Here is a 22,981-nt window from a genome sequence, read left to right as displayed (position 1 = left end):
GCTCTCCCATGTTCACCATCGCCTTCGTGGGCGCGGGTTCCGTCGAGTTCACCCGCCAGCTCCTGCGCGACGTGCTGTCGTTCCCGGAGCTCGCCGACGTCACCATCTCGTTGCACGACATCGACTCCGAACGCCTGGAGGTCGCCGCGGCACTCACCCGCCTGGCCGGTGCGGCACACCTGCGCACCTCGCTGTCGCGCCGGGAGGCGTTGGAGGGCGCCGACGTCGTCGTCAACATGGTGGCCATCGGCGGGCACGCGGCGACGCTGAGGGACTTCGACGTGCCGGAGTCGTTCGGCCTGCGCCAGACCATCGGCGACACCCTCGGGATCGGCGGGATCTTCCGCGGGCTGCGCACGTTCCCGTTCCTCGACGGGCTCGCCGCGGACATGCTCGCCGTGTGCCCGCAGGCGTGGTTGCTCAACTACACGAACCCGATGGCCATGAACGTCCAGTACCTCGCGACCGTCGCGCCCCGGCTCAAGGTGGCGGGGCTGTGCCATTCCGTGCACTGGACGATCCACGACCTGAGCGCGCTGGTCGGGGTGCCGCACGAGGAGGTGGACTTCCTCTCCGCCGGCGTGAACCACCAGGCGTGGATCCTGCGCTGGCAGCACGAGGGCCGTGACCTGTACCCGGCGCTCGACGCGGCGATCGAGGCCGATCCCGGGCTGGCGCGGCGGGTGCGCGTCGACCTGTACCGCCGGTTCGGCTTCTACCCGACGGAGACGAGCGAGCACTCGTCCGAGTACGTGCCCTGGTACCTGCGGCACCAGTCCGAAGTGGACCGGCTGCGCCTCCCGGTCCGCGACTACGCGACGATCAGCGCGGACAACGTCGCCACGTACGAGAAGACCCGTGACGCGCTCGCCGCCGGGGACCCGCCGCCGCCGTTGACCGACGACGCCGTCGAGTACGCGCCCCAGGTGATCCACAGCCTGGTCACCGGGCAGCGGCGCACGATCCAGGTGAACGTCGCGAACCACGGACTGATCTCCAACCTGCCCGAGGGGGCGGCGGTCGAGGTTCCGGCGACGCTGGACCGGCTCGGCGTGCACCCGCACCGCGTCGGCGCCCTGCCCCGTCAGCTCGCTGCCCTGAACAGGAGCTTCCTCAACGTGGTCGACCTGACCGTCGCCGCCGCGGTGGAGGGGGATCCCGGCCACGTCCGGCACGCGGCCCTGTGCGACCCGGCCACGGCCGCCGCGCTCACCGTCACCGAGATCGACGAGCTGGTGGCCGCGATGACCGCCGCCCACGGTGATCTCCTGCCCGCCGCGCTCCGATAACGAGCAGATGACATGCGTGATTTGGCCTCAAGTGGCGCTAAAACGAGCATGATTCCTGCGTTATAGTGATCGGATGCGTCAAGAGCAGCGCCTTGCTGCGATTCTGGGGAAGCTCGCGGACGCGGGCTCGGTCACGGTGACCGGGCTCGCGGAGGACCTGGGCACGTCGGTCGCGTCGATCCGCCGGGACCTCCAGTCGCTCGAGGAGCAGAAGCTGCTCAAACGCACCCACGGCGGCGCGGTGGCGGCGGAGGTCATCTACGAGCTGCCGCTGCGGTACCGCGTGGGCCGCCGCGAGGAGAAGCGCCAGATCGCGGAGGCCGCCGCGAAGTTCGTCGGCGAGTCCGTGCACTCGGTGGGGCTCAACGGGGGCACGACGACGACGGAGCTCGCCCGCCTGCTCGCCGGCACGAGGCAGCTCAAGGTCGTGACGAACGCGCTGAACATCGCCTCGGACCTGTGCCCCCGCCCCACGATCGACCTGGTCGTCACCGGCGGCGGAGTGCGGCCGGAGAGCTACGAGCTGGTCGGCCCGATCGCCGACCGGGCCCTCGCCGGCATCAGCCTCGACCTGGTCTTCCTCGGCGTCGACGGCATCGACGCGCGCGGCGGCATCACCACGCACGACGAGGTCGAGGCCCACACCGACAACTGCCTGCTGCGCACCGCGGACCGCGTGGTCGTCCTCGCGGACGGGTCGAAGGTGGGCAAGCGCGCGTTCTCCCGGATCGCCGGGATCACGGACGTCCACGTCGTCATCACCGACTCCTCCGCGCCCGCCGAAGAGCTGGAACGGTTGCGGGCGGCGGGCGTCGAGGTGGTCGTCGCTTAGGTGGTTCTCGGATGACGGGGGAGAGGACCGTGCGGTTCTCGCGTGACTGGTGGCTTCTGCTGGTGGCACAGGCGATCAGCACCACCGGCACCCAGATCACCGTCGTCCTCCTGCCCGCGGTCGCGATCCTCGCGTTCGGGTCCGGCATCGGCCCGGCCACCCTGCTGCTCGTGGCGGAGTTCCTCCCGGCCGCGCTGCTGGGCCCGTTCGGCGGCGTGCTCGTCGACCGCGCACGGCTGCGTTCCGTGCTGGTGTCGATGGACTTCGTGCGGGCCTGCGCGCTCGGTGCCGCGGCCACCGCCATCGCCTCGGGCGTCCAGTCGGTCTGGATCCTCTACGTCCTCGCGGCGGTGCTCGGCGTCGCGTCGGCGGTGTTCGACTCCGCCGCGGAGACGGCGATCCCGCAGCTGGTCCAGGACCTGGACCGCGCCAACGCCACCCGCTCCGGCCTGCTCAACCTGGTCCGCGTCGCCGGGCCGGGTCTGGGCGGGCTGATCATCGCGGCGGCGTCGGCGTGGGTGGCCCTCGTGCTCACCGCCGCCACGTTCCTGGCCTCGGCCGCCGTCATCGCCGCCGCGACCGCGCCCGCGTTGCGCACCAGGACCCGGAGCGGCGTCCCGGGACGCGTGCACCGCCAGCTCGGCGACGCGATCCGGTACCTGCGCAAGGACTTCGTGCTCCGCCGCAGCCTGCTGGGCACCGCCACGCTGAACCTCGCCGGCAGCGGCATCGGCGCGTTGTTCTTCGTCTACGCCTACCAGCAGCTCCTGTTGCCACCCGGCCAGGTGGGCCTGACGATGTCCGCGTTCAGCCTCGGTGCCGTGCTCGGTGCCGCGGGTTCGGCGTGGGTGTCCCGCCGGCTCGGGACGGGGCTGGCGTGCGCGGTCTGCGCGTCCGTCGCGGCGGCGGCGTTGTTCCTCATCCCGGCCGCCTCGCTGGGCAGGCCGTTCGAAGTCCTGCTGGGGTACCAGTTCCTCTTCGGCGCCGCGGCCACCGCGTGGGCGACGATCCTGCTCTCCCTGCGGCAGCGCCGGACCGAGCCCGCACTGCTCGGCCGGGTGAGCGCGCTGGTCAACGCCGTCACCGTCGCCACGGTGCCGCTCGGGGCCGTGATCGGCACGGTCCTCGCCGAGATCGCCGGGGTCACCACGGCGATGCTGGTGCTCGCCGCCGTCGCCGCGGCCACCCCGGCGTTCTACTGGACCAACGGCTTCCGCTCGGTGGAGCCCATAAGGTGAGCGCATGACAGGCGCGGACTGGCTCGGCAGGGTGAGCACGGCCGAACGCGTGGCCGACTTCGTCCGCACCCGCGTCCTGGAAGGTGATCTCCCGCCGGGCACCCGCCTGTCCGAGGAAGCACTGCGCACCGCGCTCGGCGTCGCGCGCAACACGCTGCGGGAAGCCTTCAGGCTCCTGACGCGCGAACGTTTGCTGGTGCACGAGCACAGCAGGGGAGTGTTCGTGCGCACGCCGGACGTGGAGGACGTCGTCGACCTCTACGCCGCGCGCCGGGTGATCGAGAGCGGTGCCTTGCAGGCGTGGCCCGAGGCGGCCGAGGCGAAGCGGCAGAAGGTCCGCGACGCCGTGCTGTTCCAGAAGGAGTCCGCGCTCGCTGAGCGCTGGAACGACGTCGCCACCGGCAACATGCGGTTCCACCTCGCGATCACCGGCCTGGCGGGCAGCGCGCGGCTCGACGAGGAGGTGCAGCGGCTGCTTGCCGAACTGCGCCTGATGTTCCACCACATGGGCGACCCGCGGGAGTTCCACGAGAACTACGTGCACCTCAACCGCGAGATCCTCGCGCTCGCCGACAACGGTGCCGTCGCCGAGGCGGGCGACGCGTTGCGCCGGTACTTCGACGTCGCCGAACAGCACCTCCTCACCCGCATGCGCTCCTGCGGCTGACCGGCCTCCTCGGTCGTTCGCAACGCCCTGACCAGCGATCTTCGTCCCGCGTGAAAGCAACCTGAACGCTTTCGGCGCGCGTTGGCAAAGACGGGGTGCAAGGCGAGGCGAAACCCGAGGAGCTTCATGTCGTCAGACGCGGAACTGATCGGCAGATCGCTGAGCGGAGACACCGATGCCTTCGTGGAAGTGATCGGCCGGCACGAGACCGCGATCGGGAACTACCTCGCGCGCCGAGTGGGACGCCAGACCGCCGAGGACGTTCTCGGCGACGTGTGGGTGGCGGCTTTCGAGTCCCGTGCGAGCTACGACCGTTCGTACGACGACGCCCGGCCCTGGTTGTACGGCGTGGCGCTGAACAAGCTGCGCCGGCACTGGCGGTCCGAACCGGCCGAGACGCCGGTTCTGGACGTCGCGCTCGTGGCGGACGAGTGGGATCCGTGGCCCGAGGTGGACACCCGCGTGGACACCCAGGCGCTGCTGCGGCAGGCACTGGCACGGCTCAAGCCCGACGAGCGCGAGGTGCTGGGCCTGGTCGCGTGGGAGGACCTGACGGCCGCCGAGGCGGGCCGGGTGCTCGACATCCCGGCGGGCACGGCCCGCCGCCTGCTGCACCAGGCGCGCAAGGCGTTGCGCGAGGCCCCCGAGGTGGTCGCGCTGCTGCAAGTACCGACAACGTGAAAAGACGACCCATGGATGAGATGGATCTGATGAAGAAGATGCGTGACGTGCCGCCCCCGAGCACCGAGGCCTACGACCGTGCTCGTGCGGTGCTCAGCACCGCCATGGCCGAGCCGGCGGCCACGGTAGTCCGGCCGAAGCGGTGGTTCTCCTGGACCAGGGCGGGCATCGCCGCCGTGGGCGCGGCCGCCGTCGCGACGGCCGTGGTGATGAGCACGACGAGCGGCAGCGTGCCGGTCGCCCCTCCGGTCGCGGCCCCGCAGGTCGTCGACTCCCCGCTGGTGAAGCTGGCCTCCGACGTCAAGGCGGCGGGCGCGCAGCCCGGTGACTCGTCGCTGATCGTCCGCTCGGTGGTCCTGCCGAACGGGACGCCGACCGTGTTCCACACCGTCTACACCGACAAGGGCCAGACCTTCGTCGGCGACACGGCGAAGAACCTCTCGGCCGCCGCCGCCAAGGGCGAGGACCTGGCCACCCCGCACGACGCGGCGTTGCTGGCGGCTGCCCGCCTCGCGGCGACCGGCGACCTGGAGAAGGCCAAGAACGCGATGGTCAACGCCTCGCCCGGCCTGGCGCTCGGCATGAGTCCCGCCGAGCAGGACAAGGCGTGGGCGCGGAACCAGGAGGAGACCGCCGAGGTCTACCGCCTGAAGGGCCTGCCGGTGCCTCCGCCGAAGCCCCGCCCGACGGGCAAGGAACTGGAGGACCGCGTCAACCACTTCCTGTGGATGAACAGCACGTACGCGCTGTTCATCGGCGCGGCCAACACCGAGGTCCGCACGGGCGTGCTGAAGCTGATCGCCACGCTCTCCGACGTGACCACCGGCAAGGCCGACGTCGACGGCCAACCCGCGCTGACCCTGTCCGCGGCTCCTGTGCTGGGCATCAGCGGCACGCACGTCGTGTCCGTCAACGCCGACAACGGGCTGCCTATCCGGTCCGAGATCTTCCCGGTCGACGCGTCGGAGACCAAGCCTCCGGTGGCGTACTACAAGTCGTCCCGCGTGACCCTCGCCGACGTGGTGGCGGGCAAGATCTGACCTGATAGTCCTAAGAGGACCAGTTGTGGTCCTCTTAGGACTATTTGTCCGTCGTGGAGAAGGTCTGCTTTCCCAGCACGTTCAGCAGTGCCAGCGCCTCCGCGTCCCTCGAACCGGGCGCCGCGCTGTAGAGCACGAGGTGCTGGTCGCAGTCCGTGAGCGCGAGCGAGTCGCAGTCGACGGTGATCTCCCCGACCACCGGGTGCCGGAACGTCTTCGTGAGCACCGCGCCCGCCTGCACGTCGTGCCGTTCCCAGAGTCGGGCGAACACGGGACTGCCCTCGATCAGCTCCTCGACCAGCCCGGACACCTCGGGATCGGCCGGATACCGCGCGAGCGTGCTGCGCAGCTGCATGACGACGTGGTGCCGGAACTCGGAGGCGTCCGAGACCCCGTACAGCTCCCGCTCTTCGAGGAACGCGCGGCGCGCGAGGTTGCGTTCGTGCGGTTCGAGCTCGCGGAAGTCCTCCATCAACGCGGCCATGAGATCGTTGCACGCCAGCACTTCGAACGTGGCCGACGTGACGAACCCGGCCGTCAGCGGCAGTCGTTCGAGCAGCGCGAGGATGCTCGGCCGGACGTCCCGCCGGTGCCGCCCGGTGCGGCTGGGCGCCGTGCCCGCCAGCACGTGCAGGTGGTCGGCCTCGGCGTCGGTGAGCCGCAACGCCCCGCAGATCCCGGCCAGCACCTCGGCGGACGGCCGAGGCGCCCGCCCCTGTTCGAGCCGGACGTAGTACTCGGTCGAGATGTGCGCGAGGACGGCGACCTCCTCCCGCCGCAGCCCGGCCGTGCGCCGCCGAGGGCCCGCCGTCAGGCCGACGTCCTCGGGCCGCAGCCGCTCACGCCGGCTCCGCAGGAACGCTCCGAGCTGCTGCTTGTCCATACCCCGAGTATGGCCGCCCGCCCGTTCCCCAGCCTGGTACAGCCTGTGCCTGCCTCAGGACGCGGACGCGCTCGACGCTGGAGCCATGACGAACCCACTTCTCGCCGGCAAGGTCGTTCTGATCACCGGAGCCAGCCGCGGCATCGGCGAGGCCGCCGCCCGCCTCTTCGCCCAGGAGGGCGCCTCCGTGGTGCTGGCCGCCCGCGGCGCCGACGCCCTGACCCGCATCGTCACCGAGATCCGGGCCGAAGGCGGCACCGCCGACGCCATCACCCTCGACCTCGCCGACCGCAACGGCATCCGCGAGGCCATCGACCAGGTGGAACAGCTGCACGGACGCCTCGACGGCGCCTTCAACAACGCCGCCGTCGTCCAGCAGCCCGGCCCGCTCGACAAGACCACCGAGGACGAGATCGACGAACAGTTCGAGGTGAACTTCCGCGCCCACTGGACCGCCATGACGGCGGAGGCCGCCCTCATGCGCCGCAACGGCGGAGGCGCGATCGTCAACACCTCGAGCATCGGCAGCCGTCGCGCCAACCCCGCCCTGCCCGCGTACGGCGCCATGAAGCGCGCACTCAACAGCCTCACCGAGACCGCCGCCGTGACGTGGGCGCGGGAGGGCATCAGGGTCAACGGCATCACCCCCGGCGGCACCGCGACCGCGATGATCGACCAGTGGGAGGCGGCGACGCCCGGTGTCGTCGCGCACATCACCGCGTCGAGCCCGGTGGGGCGCATGGCCGAACCGAGGGAGGTCGCGGAGGTGGCGGCGTGGCTGCTGAGCGACCGGGCGTCGATGGTGAACGGGGCGATCGTGCCGGTGGACGGTGGCGCGGGCGCCTGAGTCAGCGGGACGAGGCCCGGCGCCGGCGGAGGACCAGCCCGGCACCGATGGATCCGCTCGCCAGGGCCCCGGCGGCGACCGCCTTCGCCACCGGTGTCGAGAGCAGTTGCGGCACAACGACTCCGAGGAAACCGGTCAGCAGTGCCACCACGGCGACGGTGGCCAGGAGCGTCATCGCCAGCGCGATCATGAGGTCACGGCGGACCTGCGTCCGCGTCACCCATCCGTCGACCACGTGCCGCCAGGTCACCTCCTGGACGCCCTTCTCGCCGGCGCTCATGCGGACTCGTCCTTCCTCTTTCGCAGATGGGCCGCCGTGTCGCCCCTCGTTGACACGACGGCCCATCTGTCCCCCACTTCGGTTCCTCTGGTCACGATCCACACGTCGAGCGCGGATCAGTGGCGGGTGCCCACCTCGGCGAGGTAGGCCACCGCGTCCTGATCACCCAGGTCCGCCGCGCGCTGCCACCACGCGGCGGATTCGGTGTGCTGTCCGGCCATCTCCAGCAGTTCGGCAAGACGTCGAGCGCTCAGGGTGTCGCCCTGTTCCGCGCGCTCCCGGTACCACGCGACCACCCTGGCCGCGGGTACGTCCTGTGAACGGTGTCGCCGGCCGTCCGGTGTGACGGATCGAGGCATCTCGACCCGGCCAGGGCAGCCCAGGGCGTGCATCAGGGTCGCTTTCCCTTCGAGCTCGGCGATCTCCTGATGCAGTTCCTCGACATCCCTGGCCAGCAGGTCGTCCAAGCCCATACCTCGTCTCCCTTGCTAGTCCAGCTTCGAGAACCACTCGCCCAGCCGGGTCTTCGCGCTGGAGAGGTAGGCGCTCACCGTCGGCGCGCCGAGACCCAGCATCTGGGCGATCTCAGCCGTCGTGAACCCCGCGTAGTGCCTCAGGAAGAAGATCTCCTGATGCCGTTCGGGGAGTGCACGAAGAGCACGACCGAGGACGTCTCGGGCGACGACGCCGTTCTCCGTGGGACTTGCCGATCCGGTGCCGTGAACGTCATCGCTCGGATCGGAGACGCAGATCTCCCGGCTGTGCTTCACGACGTGGTCGCGCAGCGTGTTGCGGAAGATCGTCCAGCAGTACCTACTGCTCGACTCGATGAGCTCAGGCTGGGAGCACCACGCCGAGAAGGTCTTCAGCGCGGCGTCCTGGAGGACGTCCTGAGCAGCGTGGTGGTCACCCAGACTGCGGTATGCGTACCGGTAGAACGGATCCCAGTACACGTCCATCACGCGCGTTGCGAACTGCGCCCTGTCCCGAGGGCATTCCTGGTGCGTGGTCACCTGGTCACCGCCAACGCGCAACGACCTGGAGCCATTGATCCTCCTAGGGCACTCGAGACGAGGCCTGCCTGCCCTGGTGGAACCAGGCAGGCTGAGGACCGTGAACTACGGAACCACCTGGATCAACGCCGCGAAGGACCCCGATCTCAGCGTCTCTCCGCCGACTTCACCCGAACGGAGCAGATGGCCGGCGGTTCGCTCATCAGCGTGCCTGCTGGAACGCCAGGTGCAGCCGGGCCGCGATCTCTTCGGCGGCCTCGGTCAGGTGCGCCAGCAGCGTCGTGAACGGCAGCGCGTCCGCGGGGTGGACCCGGACGTGCGGTGCGACGCGCGAGGTGCTCGCCTGCCGCCTCGGCCCGCGGGCGCTGTCCTCCGTCAGACCTGCCACCGGTTCCAGCCCGGCGGCCAAGGCCACCGAGGCGGGGGCGGGGAGATCGGGGATCTCCGCCAGCAGTCGCAACGACCTCGCGATCCGCTCGGCCAGGTCGTCGCGGTCGAGCACGGAGCCGAGGTGGTCGTTGGGCAACGGGGACCACGTCGTGCGCTGGCCCGTGTGGTGCACGGCGAGCCCGCTGTGGCCCGACGGGCTCGGCGGCGAGCGCACCCAGGCGACCTCGCCCGTGACGGAGGTGGTCAGCTGTTCGGCGTCCGTGAACAGGCGGTGCGCCCGGCCGTGCGGAGGAAGGCTGTCGCGGAGGAGCTCCAGTCCGGGCGGTGCCAGGCGGCCGTGCTCGTCCACCGGCACGATGTGCAGCTCGACGGCGGAGCGTTCGACCGCAGGCCTGGTCCCGGTGAGATCCGTGCGCCACTGGACGTCCAGGTGCCTGTTCAGCCCGCTCCACCTGATCGCTTTGGGGGAGAAGCCGGTGCGCGGCGGTGCGAGGAGTCGCGTGGCGACGGCGATGGTGAAGGCGGCGGCGTTCCTCGCGGCGATCGCCTGCCAGCCCTTGCCGTCGGTCTCGTGCTTGTGCCCGTCCGCCTTGTCGCTGATGCCGCGGATCGTGAGGTACGGCGCGCGGTTGAGGTGCGCGGCCCTCGCGGTGCCCGCGCTCTCCAGTTCGATGGCGGCGGCGTCCGCGTAGTGCAGCCGCAGCCGTTGGGCGTGCGTCGTCTCGCGGGAGTTGAGCACCACCTCGCCGGCCGCGATCGGGCGGAAGTGGACGGCGGGGACGTCGGGTGTTCCGCCGTGCCAGGCGTTGCCGCGGCTCACGACACGGGCAATCTGCTCCAGCTCGTGATCGGCGTCCCAGGCTTGGGGCCGCGCACCGAAACCCGCGTTCTCCTCGAAACCGCCGTGGTAGCCGTACACCTTGGTGCCGACGATCACCGTGCCCAGGGCGAGGTCGTCGTGCAGCGCACCGGCGATCCCGGCGAAGAACACCGCGCGTGGCCGGAACTCCGCGATCGCGCGCTCGGCCAGTGCCGCGGCGGACTGGTTGCCGGGCCCGACGAGGACGAGGGCGACCCGTCCCTCACCGCCTCCGATCGTGCCCACCTCGAAGTGGGTGCCGGCGGCGTGGCGATGCGTCGTGGGGGACTCGATCAGGTCCCGCACAGCCGCGTATTCGGTTTCCAGAGCCGTCAGCACTACAACGGTGTCCGTCGGTTCAGCCGTCACCCTGATCCTGCCTCGACCGGTCACTCCTGCCCGGAAGCTACCCGCTGCGCGCCGCACTTCCTTGGTGTGTCAGGTTATTGTCAATGAAGTCCGACCAGCGGCAGCAGCCGGAAAGTCCTCGTGAGAGCGTCGTGCTCGCGGCGGTTGTAGCCGAGGAACTGGATGCGCCGCAGCCGCGTGCCGGGATGGTCGACGAGGTGGTCCACGGCGGCCGACACCATCGACTCGGCGGTGCTGACGGCATCCGCACGGGCCGCACCGGTGCCCAGCAAGGGGAACAGGACGCTGCCCAACGGCAGGGGGTCGAGTTCCTCCGCCACCGCGAGGACGTTGCGGACGCAGCGCCCCACGTCGCCCACCTGCCGGTAGCCCGCGCCGGGTTCGCCGTGGACCGCGGCGACGTGGACGACGTGCCGGACCTGGTGCGAGCGCGTCAGTTCACCGGCGCCAGTGGCGATCACGGTGCCGGGCGCGACCGGCCGCCGCTCCACCTTCGCGTCGAGCTCGCCGGAGATCAGGTCGTCGACGACCTGGCCCGCGCCGTCACGCCGTGAGCCCCAGAACCGGATCACACCGGACACGCTGAAGTCGGTCGGACGGGCCATGCGCATCTCGGTGTTCTCGCTGTTGGCCCACACGTCGGCGGTGGTGCACCGGAGGATGTCACCGGGCACGATCGTCAACTCGCAGGCCGGACCTCCGGCCAGACGGTAGGAGGACGGCGCGCCCGAGGCGCGCGTCTCGTCGGCCAGAAGGAGCTCCGTCAGCTCCCGCACGAGGTGGGCCAGGTCGTTCTCGATCGTGTAGTGCCTCAGCCGGAGGTGCTGGCAGCGCGCGAGCGCGGCGATGCCGGCGGGAAGATCCGCCTCCGCGGGCACCTCCGCGTCCTCGACGAGCACCGGGATCACCCTTATTCCACGGGAAAAGGCATCGCTGATCTCCCGCTGCACCCAGTCCTGCCGGGGGTCGCCGAGGAGGTCGCGCCACCCGGACCCGATCACCGCGATCAGCACTTCGCACCGGCGGAGGGTGTCGAAGACCTGGTCGACGAAGTCGTCGCCGGCCCGGATCGAGCGGGAGGCGAGGAACACCTGGCCGGGGCCGAAGTGCGCGGCCAGCGCCTGGTGGACCAGCGTGGCGTATCCGGGCTGGTCCAGGACGCGGTAGTTCACGAACACAGCGGCCATGAGACCAGCGTACGGTGATCACGCGCGGCTGTATGTCCACTGTGGACTGTTCGGCGAGCTGGCTGATCAACTGACACGTTTCTGTACAGTTGGCCGAGAGGGGTGTCATGCGAGGCTTGCGTATCAGACCGGCGCGTCCCGATGATCTCCCGTCACTGGCCCGGCGACTGGGCCAGCGGCGGTATTTCGCCGATCGCCTCGACCGGCAGCGCGACGACCGAGGGGTGCTGCTCACCGCGTGGCACGGCGGTGAGGTGATCGGCGTCGTCTACCTGTGGCTGGAACCGGCCGAGGAGCCGGAGATCCGCGCACACCTGCCCCTCACCCCGCTGATCACGCACCTGGAGGTCCACCCCGACTGGCAGCGCAAGGGCGTCGGGACCAGTCTGATCCGAGCCTCGGAACGCTTGCTGACGAGCAGGGGATGCGCGGATGTCGCGCTGGCGGTCGAGGTCGGCAACGACGACGCCGAACGGCTCTACGCGGATCTCGGCTTCCGGGAGTGGCCGCACGAGACCGTGAAGTGCTATGCGGCGAGCGACGGCAACGGCCACCGAGCCGTGGAGACCTGCAAGGTTCTGGTCAAGGAACTGGTCACCTGCTGCGGTACGGCACACCCAGATCGGCCATCACCTTGACGACGGAACCCGAGCGGTGGTTCTCCCGCCGGCTCGGCTGAGTCCGTTCCAGGTGGTCGTGCCAGGTCCGGCGATCCACGCGCCAGGCGTGCACGTAGTTCTCGCACAGCTCGGGCCTGATGTACTGGGAACGTCCGCACGCAGCCTTCAGCGAGTTGAGCATCCTCTGCTGTGACTCGGAAGTCTTCATGTCACGCACCATGTTCATGGTCTCGATGATGAAGTTCTGCCGCTTGGCCAGGTAGCGACTCCAGTAGCCGGTATCGGCCTCCCGGAGCGACCTTCCCTCGTCGAGCAGCCAGAGCAGCCCTTCCGCGAGGACGTCGCCCAGCTCTTCCATCCGGGCCCGCTCTTCGCGCGCGAACGGGTCGTAGGGCTTCTGGCACGCGACGCCCGTGACGGCGGTCGGAGGGAGCCACTCGCCGTTGAGCAGGAAGAACCAGTCCTCGTTGTAGATGTTGGGGAAGAACGAGGTGGTCGTCCTGACGTCGACGACCAGTGCGCCGCCGCCGACGAACACGTCCTGCGCCCCACCTGCTTCGCGGTAGGCGTGGCACACGACGGAGTTGTCGGGATAGCCGTGGATGTTCAGGCCCACGCGCGTGTACCGCCCGGTGAGGTGCGCCGCCCTGCGGAGATCGGCCGGCTCCGGGATCACGATGTCGTCGTCGAGGAAGACGATCCGCTTCCAGCCCGCCATCCGCGCGATCGTCAGGCCGAGGTTGCGCTTGTGGCTGGTGTCGGTGTGCCTGCCGAACCTCGTGCCCTTCAGCAGGTCGCACGTCTGAAACCGCGGCAGCAGGCGTTCGGTGTGCGTGCCCGTGTCGATCGCGAGGAGTTTCACGTCGGAGGCCGCCGCGCGGGCGAACACGGCTTCGGCGGACGAGTACTTGCTGCACAGCGCGACCAGGGTGCACCCGAGTTCCGCGGCGAGGTCGATCGCGTGCTGCAGCGCCAGCGGGTTGCGGGCGGTGGGCACGATGATCGCGTCCACGTCGGCCTCGGGGGAGTCCCTCGGCGCGGTGTACAGCAGCCCGCGGTGTGAGCCGTGGTGGTGCTGTGAACGGGTTCTGGTCACTGGGTGGGCTCTGGCCATTCGTGTAGAAGGATTTCGGGGGTCGTCCAGTCAGGGGTCACGACGGACTTGTTCAGCACCAGCACCCGGCTGATGATGCTGAACGTGTCGCGACCGGCGAAACGGCCGAGCAGGTGCGCGTTGTTGCGATCACGGAACCGCGCGTCGGTGAGGGCGCGGACCACGCCGAGGGTGCCCCGGGAGAACTGGCCGTTGCAGATGGTGACGGTGCGCTTCCTGTTGAACGGGTTGGGCGCGCGGTAGAAGTGTGCGACGTCCTCCTCGAGAACCCGTCGGCCTTCGACCTCGCGCAGCACCGGCCGGAACGTCTTGCGCACACCCTGTTCCACGACCTCGAACCCGCCGGGGTCCGAGTCCTCCGGACGGGACTGCTGCCGGATCGGGAGATCGATGCGGTGCAGCACCTCGGCGGTGACCTTGTTCCAGTCGACGCCGCCCAGCAGCACCAGGTGGCTGGTGTACTCGTCCGCGGTGAGCGTCAGCGATCCGGCGCGGATCTCCACGAGGTTGCCGGGGTTGAGCGCACGGATGTGCCCGTGCAGCTCCAGCAGCGAGTCGAGGTCCGAGTACTGGTACGCCTCCACGTAGTCCGGGTCTTCGGGATCGGTGTACGGAAGTGCGCCGGACAGTCGTTGAGGCAGTTCGGAACAGACGATCGTGATGTTCTCGTTGGGCGGGAACCGCCAGAGGTTGTCGGTGGCAGGCGCGATGCTCTCGGCGGGACTGGCGGCCGCCACCTGGTCACGCAGGCTGGTGAGCTCCGCGGCCAACGAGACCCTGCGCTTCTCCTCGTCCGGGAGCAGATCGTCGATCAGCCGGAACGGCTGCCGCTCGACGGACCGGACGGTCGCGAAGAACGTGGCGTAGGCGTCCAGACGGTGCTGCGGGGGTTGCACCGGGTTCTGCTGGCGTTCCCACGAGGAGATCAACGGAACGCTGACGTCGAACGCCTGGGCCAGCCGTTCCTGCGTGATGCGCTTGCCCGGCCAGCCCTGCTTGCGCAGGGACCGCAGTCGCCGCGCCAGTTCCACTGCCGGATCCTTGGCGGAGGTCACGCCATCACGTCCTTCAGCTGAAATTCAGTGCAAGGTACTGCATGCTCGTTCATCGCAGCTCTCCACCCCCGCATTACAGCCAACTTCAGACGATCCCGAACGACTCCGGGCAACTCATCTCGCCTATTGCTAGGACTTAACGCGGGCCTTACCCTGAAGTATAGACCTTGTAGCTAGATCAAACTGAAGTTTTCTGAAGTCCGTCCGTCCTCCCAGCTGACGAAGTCAGGAGGCGGGGAGCATGAGTACCCTGTCGTCGGTCCAGCCGTTCTACCCGATACAGCGAGTGATCCTCGCGGCCGCGTTCCAGTGCGCCGCGGAGATCAGCGACTCGGTCAAGGCCCAGCTGCGCTGGGACACGTACGCGCTCGTCGAGCAGGCGTTGCTGGACAGCGGGAGCTCCACCGATCTCCGAGACCGCTACGTGGACCGGGTCGGTGGCCCGATGGTGCTGCTCCACCCGACGGACCGCTTCCCGAAGACCTGGCTGCTGACGAGGTTCGCGCCGAGGCTCCGGAGACTGCTCGAAGAGCGCAACGCGGGGCAGGACCACCCGTTGCGGCTCAGGATCGCCGTGCACACCGGTGATGTGGCGTGCGACGACGCGGGGTGGTTCGGCGAGGAGATCGAGATCGCCGACCGGCTGCTCTCCGCCCCCGCGCTGCGGCTGCGCTTCCAGCAGATCGCGTCACCGCTGATCCTCGTGGTGTCCGAACAGATCCACCGCTCGGTGATCAGGCGCGGGTACGACGGCATCGACAGCGGAGCGTACGAACAGCTGATCTCGCTCAGGGTGGCCGGCCTGGAGTGCCGGGGCTGGGTGCACGTACCCGGTGAACCGCCCAGCGGCGAAAGGCCCGCCGGGAACGTCCCGGCGGGCCTCAGCGGGTGAACGGTCAGCCGTTCGCCAGCCGGCGGGCCAGCTCCAGGCGCTGCACCTTCATCGTCGCCGTCCGCGGCAACTCGGCCAGCGGCAGCTGGACGGGCGCGGCCAGCTGCGGGAACTCCGCCACGGCGCGGCGCCAGCGGTCGAGGTCGAGGGGCGCGTTGTCCTTGGTGCACACCACCGGGACGGGTTCGTTGGCCGGGCCGGCGACGAGGACCAGCTCGATCAGCTCGTCCATCTTGCCGAGCACGTGGTCCTCGACCTCGAGGGTCGAGTCGACGTTCTCGATCACGTCCACCGCGCGGTCGAGCACGTGCACGCGGCCGAAGCGGTCGCGGTAGCCCACGTCGCCGGTGCGCCACCACTTGCCGGAGACCTCCTGCTGGTAGCGCTCGTCCTCGGCGTAGTACGTGACGGCGCGGCCGTCGCTCATCACCTCGATGAAGCCCGGTGTCCTCTTCGACGGGCGCCGGCCGTTGCGGGGGACGACCCGGACGTGGGTCATGCCCGGCAACGGGTAGCCGAGGCAGCGGCCGTTCGCGGTCAGCGCCGTCTTCGGGGTGTACCAGCGGGCTACCAGCGGACCACACTCGCTCTGGCCGTAGAACTGGAAGAACAGCGGCTTGTGGCGCAGCGAGGCGGAGAGCAGTCGGTGGATGGTCTGCGGGTGGATCGCGTCGAAGGTGCCGCTGAAGAACCGCACGCTCGACAACGGGCGCAGCTCGTGCTCGGCGAGGACCTCCCACTCCACGAACGAGTTGGGGTGCGTCTCGATGATGCCGGGACGGGTGCGCGCGAGGAGCGGGGCCACCTTCTCCGGCTCGCCGTGTTCGATGACGACCACCGGCATGCCGTGTTCCAGCATCACGGCCATGGCCATGAACATCCGTGAGTGCACAAAGGACACATGCACGGCATAGGTTTCCTTGCGGCGGATGAGTTTCACCAGCTGTTCCTGCGGGCGGTACCTGCCGCGCAGGGACAACGCCGTGTGCACCACCAGCTTCGGCACGCCGGTGGTGCCGGACGTGTGCGTCATCAGGGCCGCCTGGTCGCCCGCGAGCTTCATCGGGGCGCGGCGCGGTGAGCCCGCCAGGGAGTCCAGCGCGGTCGTGCCGAGGCGGCCGCCGGACGGGACGATCACCGTGGCCGCGATGTCGACCAGCGGGAGGCCGGCCAGTTCCGCGGCGAGCTTGCCCTCGTCGGTGAGGAGGTGCGGGCGTTCCAGCCGGTTCAGCAGCGCGGCCACGGTCCGGCCGTCGAGGGCGGGGGAGAGCAGCACCGGTACGGCGCCGAGGCGGGACGCGGCGCTCGCCAGCACCCAGATGTCGAAGTTGTGGGCCTTGTACAGGGCCAGGTGCTCGCCCGCGCGGACACCGGCGGCCCAGAGGCGGGCCGACATGTCGTCGACGAGTTCGGCCAGGCTGCCGACGGTGAGGTCGCGCCCTGCCTCCGGGGCCACGTCGAGGTCGTGGTCGAGGGTGACCGGGACGCCGGGGTGCCGGGCCGCCGCCCGGTCCGCGATCAGCCCCAGTCGCAGGGGTCGCTTGCTGGCGGGCAGGTGGAGCACCATCATGCCTCCTGGTAGGGGTCGAGGAACCGGACCAGCCGCGTGCTGTCCGAAGAGGACAGTGAGAGGTCGAAGACCTCGCGCAGCACCGCCGGGACGTCGGCCGGGGCGAACGTGCTGTGGTCCGTGCGCCCGTCCGCGTGACGGGTCGAGAGCTCGGTGCCGGTGAGGGTCTGCTGGACCTGTTCGTCGCCGCGCATCACGACGAGCCTGCCGGTGAACGTCGAACGGGGGTGGTGCGAGGTGTAGTAGTTCGAGACCTCGAAGTCGACCGCGTGGTGCTGCTCCAGCGCGAACGAGTAGAGCTCGAACCACGCGCCGTCCTGCCGGATCTGCAGCACCCACTGGCCGGCTTCCCGCACCAGGCGCCACCGGAAACCGCCCGCGGTGACGATCGCTCCGTCCTCGAACGGGATCGGCACGAGCAGGCCCTGTGCGCCGAAGCCGACGTCGCAGAGAAAACGCGTCCCCTCGGCCTCGACGAGCAGCACGGTGTGCGCGCGGTAGCGGACGACCGGCCGGTTCAGCCGCACCCGGCCGAGCAGCCGGGTGACGGTGAAACCGAAGTGCTCCAGTGCCGCGGCGAACAACAGGTTGTGCTCGAAGCAGTAACCGCCGCGGCGGGCGTGCACGAGCTTGGCCTGGACGTCCGCCAGATCGAGCGAGACGCCTCGTTCCAGGGCCACGTCGACGTTCTCGAACGGGATGGCGGCCTTGTGCGCGCGGTGCACGGAGGCCAGCGCGTCCGGGCCGGGCGCGGGGTGACCGATCCGGCCGAGGTACGCGACGGGGTCCAGCAGGTCGACGTTCCACTGTGGATCGGCCGCCGTGACCGGCCTGTTCGGTGCCATGCCGGAATCCTCGGCCGGAGAAGGAGGTCCGGGCAATCGACGCGGACGGACTCCGTCAGGTCGTCACGAGCAACGCCGCGATCGCCGGTCCGAACGCACCGCCGAGCTGGTAGCACAGGGTGAACAGGCCGAGCGCGGTCGGCCGCTGCTCGGCGGGAACGGACCCCCCGGCGATCAACGACAGGGTCGCCTGACCGGCCGCGGCGACGAACACCGCGACACCGGCGGCCGCCAGCAGCACCAGCGCGAACGGCGACACGAGCACGGAGAGCGGGGCCGCCACCCCGAGCACGAGCAGGATCGTGAGCACCACCGGACGGCTCAGCCGCGCGGAGTAGGCCGCCAGCAGCCACGACGCCGCCGAGCCCGCCAGCAGCACGACCATCGTGCCCACACCGATCTGCCCGGTGCTCCAGCCGGGGTGGTGGCCCAGCAGTCGCGGAACCGAGTACAGCAGGGAGAAGTAGGACGTCGACAGCACGCACACCAGCAGGCTCACCAGCAGGAACGTGGGCGTGCGCAGGACCACGGCCGGCACGAACCCGTCGGGGCGCATCCGCACCCGCACCGCGAGCAGAGCTGCCAGCGCGGCGGCGATCAGCAACGCCGGCACCGGGAACCGCGGCAGGAACACGAGAGCGCTGATCAGGGCCACCAGCGTCACGGCGCCCAGGACGTCGAACGGCGGCTGGGCCCGCGGTCCGGCGAAGGTAGGCAGGCTGCGCAACGCGGCCGGCACGGCGAGCAGGCTCAACGCGGACAGGGAAAGCGCCGCGTGCCAGGAGAAGTGGTCCGCGAGCAACGAGCCGGCCAGCGGCCCGAGCGCGCCGCAGAACCCGCTGCCCGCCGTCACCACGCCCATGCGCTTCGGCGTGCCGGCGAGGTTGATCGCGAGCGTGACGAGACCGCCACCGCCGAATGCCTGCAGGCCGCGGCCCGCGATCAGCAACGGCATCGACTCGCCGAACGCGACGACGACCGTGCCGAGGGCCACGAACGCGGCACTGCTCAGCAACACGAGCCGAGGACCGTTGCGGCGTAACAGGTTCGCCATCAGGGGAGTGCTGACCGCGACGGCGAGCCCGAACGCGGTCGCGATCCACGTGACCGTCGGCACCGAGACCCCGACGTCCCGCGCGATGCCGGGCAAGGTCATCGCGGTGGCGTTCGCGCTGAGCGCCGTCGGTGTGGCCAGCAGCCCGAGCACGGCGGCGGCAGGCCGGGCCGGGGAGGTGGTTTCCGTTGCGGTGGAAGAACTTCGGCTCATCGGTACCCCCAGGGTCGGCCGGTCTACCAGACCCGATCGACACTACACCGTGCAGGGCAGTGATTGCACTAGTGAGTGCAAACTGGCTCTTCGGTAGGCTTCGGACCCAGCATCGGCAGTCAGGGAGGCACCATGTCCGCGGGGACCGTCGCCGGTGGCGTGCGCCGCGGCATGCCGGAGAAGCGCGCCGCCATCACGAAGGCCGCGCGGGTGCTGTTCGGCCGGGAGGGCTACAGCCGCGCCAGTCTCGACGCCATCGCGGTCGAGGCCGGGGTGTCGAAGCGGACGATCTACAACCACTTCACCGACAAGGACGAGCTGTTCCAGTCGGTCGCGATCGAGGGTGCCCAGCAGGTCACCGACGCCATCGCGGCGATCCTCGAACGGCACCTGCGCAAGATCGTCGACCTGCGCGAGGACCTCACGGCGTTCGGCATGGAACGGGCCGCGGCGGTCAACGAGTTCCCCGACCACTTCGCGCTCGTCCGCACGATCGAGGCGGAGGTCTCCTGGATCCCGCCGGCCGTGCTCGAGGTCTGGCGCGAGGTCGGCCCGCTGTCGTCGCACCTGAAGCTCGCCCCCTACCTGCGGCGCATCGCCGAGCGGGGCCTGCTCGTCCTCGACGACGCCGAGCAGGCGGCCAACCACTTCAACCTGCTGACGATCACCGACGTCAACCAGCGCACGTTCTACGGCGCGCTGCCCCTGCCGGAGGCCGAGGTGGCGGCCATCGTCTCCTCCGGTGTCCACACCTTCCTGCGGCTCTACGGGGTTCCCGCCGGGAAGTGACGCGGCTCAGGTCAGGGTGGTGTCGCCGAGCGACTCCAGCAGCCTGCGCAACAGGTCGCTGAGCTGGGTGATCTCCTCGGCCGTCAGCGGCGCCACCAGGCGCGCCTCGTTGTCGAGGTGTTTGGCGAAGAGGTCGTCGACGAGCTCGATGCCCTTGTCGGTGAGCCGGATCAGCACGGCGCGGCGGTCGCCTCCGGGCACGCGCACCCGTTCGACCAGGCCTTTCGCCTCCATCCGGTCGATCCGCCGGGTGATCGCGCCGGACGTGACCATGGACGCCTTGATGAACGCGCCCGCCGACATCTGGTAGGGCGCACCGGACCGCCGCAGCGTCGTGAGGACGTCGAACTCGCCCGCCTCCAGGCTGTGCCGGGTGTCGAACGCCTTGAGCTCGCGGTCGATCAGCCGGGCCAGTCGCTGGACCCGCCCGAGCACCGCGACCGGCTCGGTGTCGAGGTCGGGGCGCTCGTGCTCCCACAGTTCTCTGATCAGGTCGATGGCGTCGGGCAACGGGTGCTCCCTCTGGCGTGCACGTAAGTCGTTGAGCGCTCAGATACTTGACACTCAGAGACTAGTGTAGTTCTATGGGTTACCGGAAGATACAGTGCAGGAGACGGCACCGGTTCGCGAGGGCGGGACCCGGTGACTCCGTCGTGACCTGGGTGGTCCGTGCTGATCCGGAACCGAGGGAGATTCGATTCATCATGGCCGAGGTAACGATCCTTGCCCTTTCTGGCAGTCTGCGGGCGAATTCTTTCAACACCGCATTGATGCGCGCGGCGGTCAAGAACTCCTCCGGGGTCGTTGATTTCGACGTCTACGAGGAACTGGGGGACCTGCCGCTCTACAACCAGGACCTCGACACCGACGAGCCGCCGGCCGTCGTCGCGGACCTGCGCCGCCGGGTCGCGGCCGCGGGCGGGCTCCTCATCGTCACGCCGGAGCACAACGCGTGCGTCCCGGCGGCGCTCAAGAACGCGATCGACTGGGTGAGCACCCAGCAGGCCGGCGGGATCCTGGTGCACAAGCCGGTGGCGATCGCCGGTGGCTCACCGGGCGCGTTCGGCTCCGCGCGGGCGCAGACGATGCTGCGGAGCATCCTCGCGTCCATCGGCGCCGACACGCTGAGCAAGCCCGAGGTGGCCGTGTTCCACTGCCACGACCGCATCGACGAGACCGGCGACGTGACCGACGCGTTCACGCTCAAGCTGCTCGACGACCTCGTCGTCGCGCTCTCGAACCGCGTGAAGGCAGCCGCCTGACGCATTCGAAAGAATAGACGACCGGCCATTTTCGGATGGCCGGTCGTTTTTTGCGTGGAGCGACATGACGAACTCGCGCTCGATTCGTTGTTCTCGCTGGTGATTCCGATGAGCATTCAGGGCAGAGCGGTGTGACCGCAGGCCCGGCGAATCGGAGAAGGGGGCGCACATGACGCGCGAAACGGCTGTGGGTGTGCTCGGCACGGGTTCCTACCTGCCGTCGCACGTGGTGACCAACGACGAGGTCGGCAGGCCGGCCGGGGTCGACGACGAGTGGATCGTCCGCAAGACGGGGATCCGGCAGCGGCGGTTCGGCAAGCACGACGAGGCCACGTCCGACCTGGCCACCTTCGCCGCGAGGGCCGCGCTGCGCGACGCCGGGGTGTCCGCGGGCGACCTGTCGGTGATCGTCGTGGCCACCTCGACGCCCGACGCGCCCCAGCCACCCACCGCCGCGTACGTCGCCCACGCGCTCGAAGCTCCGCCCTCCGCGGCCGCGTTCGACCTCAACGCCGTCTGCAGCGGGTTCGTCTACGCACTCGCGGTGGCCGAACGCATGGTCGTCGGAGGCGGGTACGCGCTCGTCGTCGGCGCGGACATGTACAGCCGCATCACCGACCCCCAGGACCGGCGCACGCGCGTGCTGTTCGGTGACGGCGCGGGCGCGGTCGTGCTCGGTCCCGGCGGCCGCGAGGTGCTGCACACCAGGTTGTTGACCTACAGCGACGGACGCGACCTGGTCGGCGTCCCCGCCGGCGGCTCCCGGCTCGGCACCACGGACGAGACCATCGCCGGCGGCCTGCACCACTTCGCCATGAACGGGCGCGGGGTCAAGGAGATCGTCGGCGCGCACCTGCCGTCGACGATCGCGGACTTCCTCGCCTCCGCCGGGGTCGGCCACGACGAGATCGCGCACGTGATCCCGCACCAGGGCAACGGCGTGATGCTCGCCGAGCTGGAGGCGGAGCTCGCACTGCCCCGCGCCGTCCTGCACACCACGGTCAGCCGCTACGGCAACACCAGCGCCGCGTCGATCCCGATCACGCTGGACGAGGCCGCACGCGCGAACGCCCTGCTGCCGGGGGAGAAGGTGCTGCTCGCCGCGTTCGGGGGCGGCTTCTCCTTCGGCTACGCCCTGCTCGGCTGGTGACGCCGAGCCCCGCCGAAGTCGTTGTCCCACGAGGAGAGCAGTGAAGATGACCGACGTTGACTCCTACCTGGCCCGGATCGGCGCCGCGCGTCCGGAGAGGACGGACCTCGCGGCGCTGACGCACCTGCAGGAGCGGCACCTGCTGACCGTGCCGTTCGAGACCATCGACTTCAACACCGGCGTCCCGATCCTGATGGGCGAGGACGTCCTGGAGAAGATCGTCGACCGCCGCCGCGGTGGCGGCTGCTACGAGCTCAACACGGCGTTCGCCGTGCTGCTGCGACGACTCGGCTTCGACGTCGAGCTGCTGCCCGGCCGGACCCTGCACAACGGCAAGGAAGCGTTGCTGGGCATCCACTCCGGGCACATGGTGCTCCGGGTCCGCATCGACGGCGAGGCCTGGCTCGTCGACGTCGGCTTCCGCTGGGCGAGCCAGCGCCCGCTGCGGTTCGCCGACACCGGCGAGCAGACCGACCGCAACGGCGTCTACCGCGTCGTCCCGGTGGCGAACGGCGACGTGGAGCTGGTGCACGACGGCGTGCCCCGGCTGCGGCTCGAGACCCGCGCCCGCGAGGTCGGCGACTTCGGCCCGACGCTCTGGTGGTTCTCGAGCTCCCCGGACTCGCCGGTGACCGGTGGCTCGGTGTGGGCGTCGATCGTCACCCCGGAAGGCCGGATCACGTTGCTGGACCGCACGTTGAGCAGGGTCGAGAACGGCGAGCGCGTCAAGGAGGTCCTCGACGACGACGCGTTCCTGCCCGCGTGCCGCAAGTGGTTCGGCATCGACCTGCCGGAGCTGCCCGAGCTTCCCCCGATGCCCGCCACGGCCTGAAAGCCCGTTA

General features: G+C 70.1%; 25 protein-coding genes. 13 read left to right on the top strand and 12 right to left on the bottom strand.

From position 1 onward, the window contains the following. Positions 1-8: 8 nt before the first annotated feature. The 6 genes from melA (at position 9) to ACWF7A_RS21965 (ending at position 5,747) form a co-directional block, all read left to right on the top strand. Positions 9-1,289 carry an alpha-galactosidase gene (gene melA / locus ACWF7A_RS21990; protein ID WP_452252330.1) on the top strand — a complete coding sequence of 427 codons (1,281 nt, stop codon included), beginning with the start codon at positions 9-11 and terminating at the stop codon, positions 1,287-1,289. Positions 1,290-1,362: 73 nt separating this feature from the next. Next, a complete protein-coding gene (locus ACWF7A_RS21985) occupies positions 1,363-2,121 on the top strand; it encodes a DeoR/GlpR family DNA-binding transcription regulator (protein WP_452252329.1) in 759 nt (252 codons plus the stop codon). A gap of 11 nt (positions 2,122-2,132) precedes the next feature. Next, the gene (locus tag ACWF7A_RS21980) at positions 2,133-3,359 is read left to right on the top strand and encodes an MFS transporter (RefSeq protein WP_452252328.1); all 1,227 of its coding nucleotides are present in this window, start codon (positions 2,133-2,135) and stop codon (positions 3,357-3,359) included. Between the two features lie 4 nt (positions 3,360-3,363). Further along, positions 3,364-4,026: a GntR family transcriptional regulator gene (locus tag ACWF7A_RS21975; protein WP_452252327.1), complete on the top strand. Its 663-nt coding sequence runs from the start codon at positions 3,364-3,366 to the stop codon at positions 4,024-4,026. 126 nt (positions 4,027-4,152) lie between these two features. Then, positions 4,153-4,707, top strand: coding sequence for an RNA polymerase sigma factor (locus ACWF7A_RS21970; protein ID WP_452252326.1), 555 nt, complete (start codon positions 4,153-4,155; stop codon positions 4,705-4,707). Positions 4,708-4,718: 11 nt separating this feature from the next. After that, complete coding sequence (locus ACWF7A_RS21965) at positions 4,719-5,747, top strand: hypothetical protein (protein WP_452252325.1); 1,029 nt, start codon at positions 4,719-4,721, stop codon at positions 5,745-5,747. Between the two features lie 40 nt (positions 5,748-5,787). Here the strand turns inward: ACWF7A_RS21965 and ACWF7A_RS21960 are convergent, their stop codons facing one another. Beyond that, on the bottom strand, positions 5,788-6,630 hold the full coding sequence (locus ACWF7A_RS21960; RefSeq protein WP_452252324.1) for a helix-turn-helix transcriptional regulator: 843 nt from the start codon (positions 6,628-6,630) through the stop codon (positions 5,788-5,790). 85 nt (positions 6,631-6,715) lie between these two features. Between ACWF7A_RS21960 and ACWF7A_RS21955 the strand changes: the two genes are divergently transcribed. Beyond that, a complete protein-coding gene (locus ACWF7A_RS21955; RefSeq protein ID WP_452252323.1) occupies positions 6,716-7,477 on the top strand; it encodes an SDR family NAD(P)-dependent oxidoreductase in 762 nt (253 codons plus the stop codon). Between the two features lies 1 nt (position 7,478). On the opposite strand, the gene ACWF7A_RS21950 is transcribed toward ACWF7A_RS21955, so the two are convergent. The 5 genes from ACWF7A_RS21950 to ACWF7A_RS21930 all read right to left on the bottom strand — a co-directional run bounded on the left by ACWF7A_RS21950 (position 7,479) and on the right by ACWF7A_RS21930 (position 11,575). Beyond that, positions 7,479-7,757: a hypothetical protein gene (locus ACWF7A_RS21950; RefSeq protein ID WP_452252322.1), complete on the bottom strand. Its 279-nt coding sequence runs from the start codon at positions 7,755-7,757 to the stop codon at positions 7,479-7,481. Positions 7,758-7,873: 116 nt separating this feature from the next. Beyond that, complete coding sequence (locus tag ACWF7A_RS21945; protein WP_452252321.1) at positions 7,874-8,224, bottom strand: hypothetical protein; 351 nt, start codon at positions 8,222-8,224, stop codon at positions 7,874-7,876. A gap of 21 nt (positions 8,225-8,245) precedes the next feature. After that, on the bottom strand, positions 8,246-8,770 hold the full coding sequence (locus ACWF7A_RS21940; protein ID WP_452252320.1) for an RNA polymerase sigma factor: 525 nt from the start codon (positions 8,768-8,770) through the stop codon (positions 8,246-8,248). 202 nt (positions 8,771-8,972) lie between these two features. Further along, complete coding sequence (locus ACWF7A_RS21935) at positions 8,973-10,388, bottom strand: 5'-methylthioadenosine/S-adenosylhomocysteine nucleosidase family protein (RefSeq protein ID WP_452252319.1); 1,416 nt, start codon at positions 10,386-10,388, stop codon at positions 8,973-8,975. Between the two features lie 80 nt (positions 10,389-10,468). Further along, positions 10,469-11,575 (bottom strand): TIR domain-containing protein, encoded by a 1,107-nt coding sequence (locus ACWF7A_RS21930; protein ID WP_452252318.1) that lies wholly within the window; start codon positions 11,573-11,575, stop codon positions 10,469-10,471. 116 nt (positions 11,576-11,691) lie between these two features. Between ACWF7A_RS21930 and ACWF7A_RS21925 the strand changes: the two genes are divergently transcribed. Then, a complete protein-coding gene (locus tag ACWF7A_RS21925; protein WP_452252317.1) occupies positions 11,692-12,213 on the top strand; it encodes a GNAT family N-acetyltransferase in 522 nt (173 codons plus the stop codon). Here the strand turns inward: ACWF7A_RS21925 and ACWF7A_RS21920 are convergent. Together ACWF7A_RS21920 and ACWF7A_RS21915 are read right to left on the bottom strand one after the other, a co-directional pair. Next, positions 12,170-13,291, bottom strand: coding sequence for a hypothetical protein (locus ACWF7A_RS21920; protein ID WP_452252316.1), 1,122 nt, complete (start codon positions 13,289-13,291; stop codon positions 12,170-12,172). The genes ACWF7A_RS21925 and ACWF7A_RS21920 overlap by 44 nt on opposite strands. Further along, positions 13,288-14,364 carry a helix-turn-helix domain-containing protein gene (locus tag ACWF7A_RS21915; RefSeq protein WP_452252315.1) on the bottom strand — a complete coding sequence of 359 codons (1,077 nt, stop codon included), beginning with the start codon at positions 14,362-14,364 and terminating at the stop codon, positions 13,288-13,290. Before ACWF7A_RS21915 ends, ACWF7A_RS21920 begins: the two co-directional genes overlap by 4 nt. Positions 14,365-14,605: 241 nt before the next feature. Between ACWF7A_RS21915 and ACWF7A_RS21910 the strand changes: the two genes are divergently transcribed. After that, the gene (locus ACWF7A_RS21910) at positions 14,606-15,256 is read left to right on the top strand and encodes a hypothetical protein (protein ID WP_452252314.1); all 651 of its coding nucleotides are present in this window, start codon (positions 14,606-14,608) and stop codon (positions 15,254-15,256) included. 4 nt (positions 15,257-15,260) lie between these two features. Here ACWF7A_RS21910 and ACWF7A_RS21905 read toward each other — a convergent pair whose 3' ends face one another. From ACWF7A_RS21905 to ACWF7A_RS21895, 3 genes are read right to left on the bottom strand one after another with little or no spacing between them, the layout of a single operon-like run. Continuing rightward, positions 15,261-16,823 carry a class I adenylate-forming enzyme family protein gene (locus tag ACWF7A_RS21905; protein ID WP_452252313.1) on the bottom strand — a complete coding sequence of 521 codons (1,563 nt, stop codon included), beginning with the start codon at positions 16,821-16,823 and terminating at the stop codon, positions 15,261-15,263. Next, complete coding sequence (locus ACWF7A_RS21900; protein WP_452252312.1) at positions 16,823-17,671, bottom strand: arylamine N-acetyltransferase family protein; 849 nt, start codon at positions 17,669-17,671, stop codon at positions 16,823-16,825. The genes ACWF7A_RS21905 and ACWF7A_RS21900 overlap by 1 nt, the downstream gene beginning before the upstream one ends. Before the next feature lie 55 nt (positions 17,672-17,726). Beyond that, positions 17,727-18,938: an MFS transporter gene (locus tag ACWF7A_RS21895; RefSeq protein WP_452252311.1), complete on the bottom strand. Its 1,212-nt coding sequence runs from the start codon at positions 18,936-18,938 to the stop codon at positions 17,727-17,729. Between the two features lie 132 nt (positions 18,939-19,070). Between ACWF7A_RS21895 and ACWF7A_RS21890 the strand changes: the two genes are divergently transcribed. Further along, entirely contained in the window at positions 19,071-19,727 is a 657-nt protein-coding gene (locus tag ACWF7A_RS21890; protein ID WP_452252310.1) for a TetR/AcrR family transcriptional regulator, read from the top strand. A gap of 6 nt (positions 19,728-19,733) precedes the next feature. On the opposite strand, the gene ACWF7A_RS21885 is transcribed toward ACWF7A_RS21890, so the two are convergent. Continuing rightward, complete coding sequence (locus tag ACWF7A_RS21885; protein WP_452252309.1) at positions 19,734-20,237, bottom strand: MarR family winged helix-turn-helix transcriptional regulator; 504 nt, start codon at positions 20,235-20,237, stop codon at positions 19,734-19,736. Between the two features lie 194 nt (positions 20,238-20,431). Here ACWF7A_RS21885 and ACWF7A_RS21880 point away from each other — a divergent pair, with 194 nt between their 5' ends. The 3 genes from ACWF7A_RS21880 to ACWF7A_RS21870 all read left to right on the top strand — a co-directional run bounded on the left by ACWF7A_RS21880 (position 20,432) and on the right by ACWF7A_RS21870 (position 22,971). After that, positions 20,432-20,989: an NADPH-dependent FMN reductase gene (locus ACWF7A_RS21880; RefSeq protein WP_452252308.1), complete on the top strand. Its 558-nt coding sequence runs from the start codon at positions 20,432-20,434 to the stop codon at positions 20,987-20,989. A 169-nt stretch (positions 20,990-21,158) separates the two neighbouring features. Continuing rightward, a complete protein-coding gene (locus ACWF7A_RS21875; RefSeq protein WP_452252307.1) occupies positions 21,159-22,139 on the top strand; it encodes a 3-oxoacyl-ACP synthase III family protein in 981 nt (326 codons plus the stop codon). Between the two features lie 46 nt (positions 22,140-22,185). Then, complete coding sequence (locus ACWF7A_RS21870) at positions 22,186-22,971, top strand: arylamine N-acetyltransferase family protein (protein WP_452252306.1); 786 nt, start codon at positions 22,186-22,188, stop codon at positions 22,969-22,971. The last annotated feature ends 10 nt before the right edge of the window (positions 22,972-22,981 follow it).

Source organism: Lentzea sp. NPDC055074, assembly GCF_053608005.1.
Note: the sequence above shows the minus strand (reverse complement) of the source record. Positions and strands in the feature narration are given on the sequence as shown.

Excerpts from the sequence above, each read along its gene's own strand:
- ACWF7A_RS21985 (WP_452252329.1), top strand. The coding sequence starts at position 1,363 with ATGCGTCAAGAGCAGCGCCTTGCTGCGATTCTGGGGAAGCTCGCGGAC.
- ACWF7A_RS21905 (WP_452252313.1), bottom strand. The coding sequence starts at position 16,823 with ATGGTGCTCCACCTGCCCGCCAGCAAGCGACCCCTGCGACTGGGGCTG.
- ACWF7A_RS21890 (WP_452252310.1), top strand. The coding sequence starts at position 19,071 with ATGTCCGCGGGGACCGTCGCCGGTGGCGTGCGCCGCGGCATGCCGGAG.
- ACWF7A_RS21910 (WP_452252314.1), top strand. The coding sequence starts at position 14,606 with ATGAGTACCCTGTCGTCGGTCCAGCCGTTCTACCCGATACAGCGAGTG.
- melA (WP_452252330.1), top strand. The coding sequence starts at position 9 with ATGTTCACCATCGCCTTCGTGGGCGCGGGTTCCGTCGAGTTCACCCGC.
- ACWF7A_RS21950 (WP_452252322.1), bottom strand. The coding sequence starts at position 7,757 with ATGAGCGCCGGCGAGAAGGGCGTCCAGGAGGTGACCTGGCGGCACGTG.
- ACWF7A_RS21965 (WP_452252325.1), top strand. The coding sequence starts at position 4,719 with ATGGATGAGATGGATCTGATGAAGAAGATGCGTGACGTGCCGCCCCCG.
- ACWF7A_RS21980 (WP_452252328.1), top strand. The coding sequence starts at position 2,133 with ATGACGGGGGAGAGGACCGTGCGGTTCTCGCGTGACTGGTGGCTTCTG.
- ACWF7A_RS21895 (WP_452252311.1), bottom strand. The coding sequence starts at position 18,938 with ATGAGCCGAAGTTCTTCCACCGCAACGGAAACCACCTCCCCGGCCCGG.
- ACWF7A_RS21970 (WP_452252326.1), top strand. The coding sequence starts at position 4,153 with ATGTCGTCAGACGCGGAACTGATCGGCAGATCGCTGAGCGGAGACACC.
- ACWF7A_RS21975 (WP_452252327.1), top strand. The coding sequence starts at position 3,364 with ATGACAGGCGCGGACTGGCTCGGCAGGGTGAGCACGGCCGAACGCGTG.
- ACWF7A_RS21955 (WP_452252323.1), top strand. The coding sequence starts at position 6,716 with ATGACGAACCCACTTCTCGCCGGCAAGGTCGTTCTGATCACCGGAGCC.
- ACWF7A_RS21870 (WP_452252306.1), top strand. The coding sequence starts at position 22,186 with ATGACCGACGTTGACTCCTACCTGGCCCGGATCGGCGCCGCGCGTCCG.
- ACWF7A_RS21875 (WP_452252307.1), top strand. The coding sequence starts at position 21,159 with ATGACGCGCGAAACGGCTGTGGGTGTGCTCGGCACGGGTTCCTACCTG.
- ACWF7A_RS21930 (WP_452252318.1), bottom strand. The coding sequence starts at position 11,575 with ATGGCCGCTGTGTTCGTGAACTACCGCGTCCTGGACCAGCCCGGATAC.
- ACWF7A_RS21880 (WP_452252308.1), top strand. The coding sequence starts at position 20,432 with ATGGCCGAGGTAACGATCCTTGCCCTTTCTGGCAGTCTGCGGGCGAAT.
- ACWF7A_RS21900 (WP_452252312.1), bottom strand. The coding sequence starts at position 17,671 with ATGGCACCGAACAGGCCGGTCACGGCGGCCGATCCACAGTGGAACGTC.
- ACWF7A_RS21960 (WP_452252324.1), bottom strand. The coding sequence starts at position 6,630 with ATGGACAAGCAGCAGCTCGGAGCGTTCCTGCGGAGCCGGCGTGAGCGG.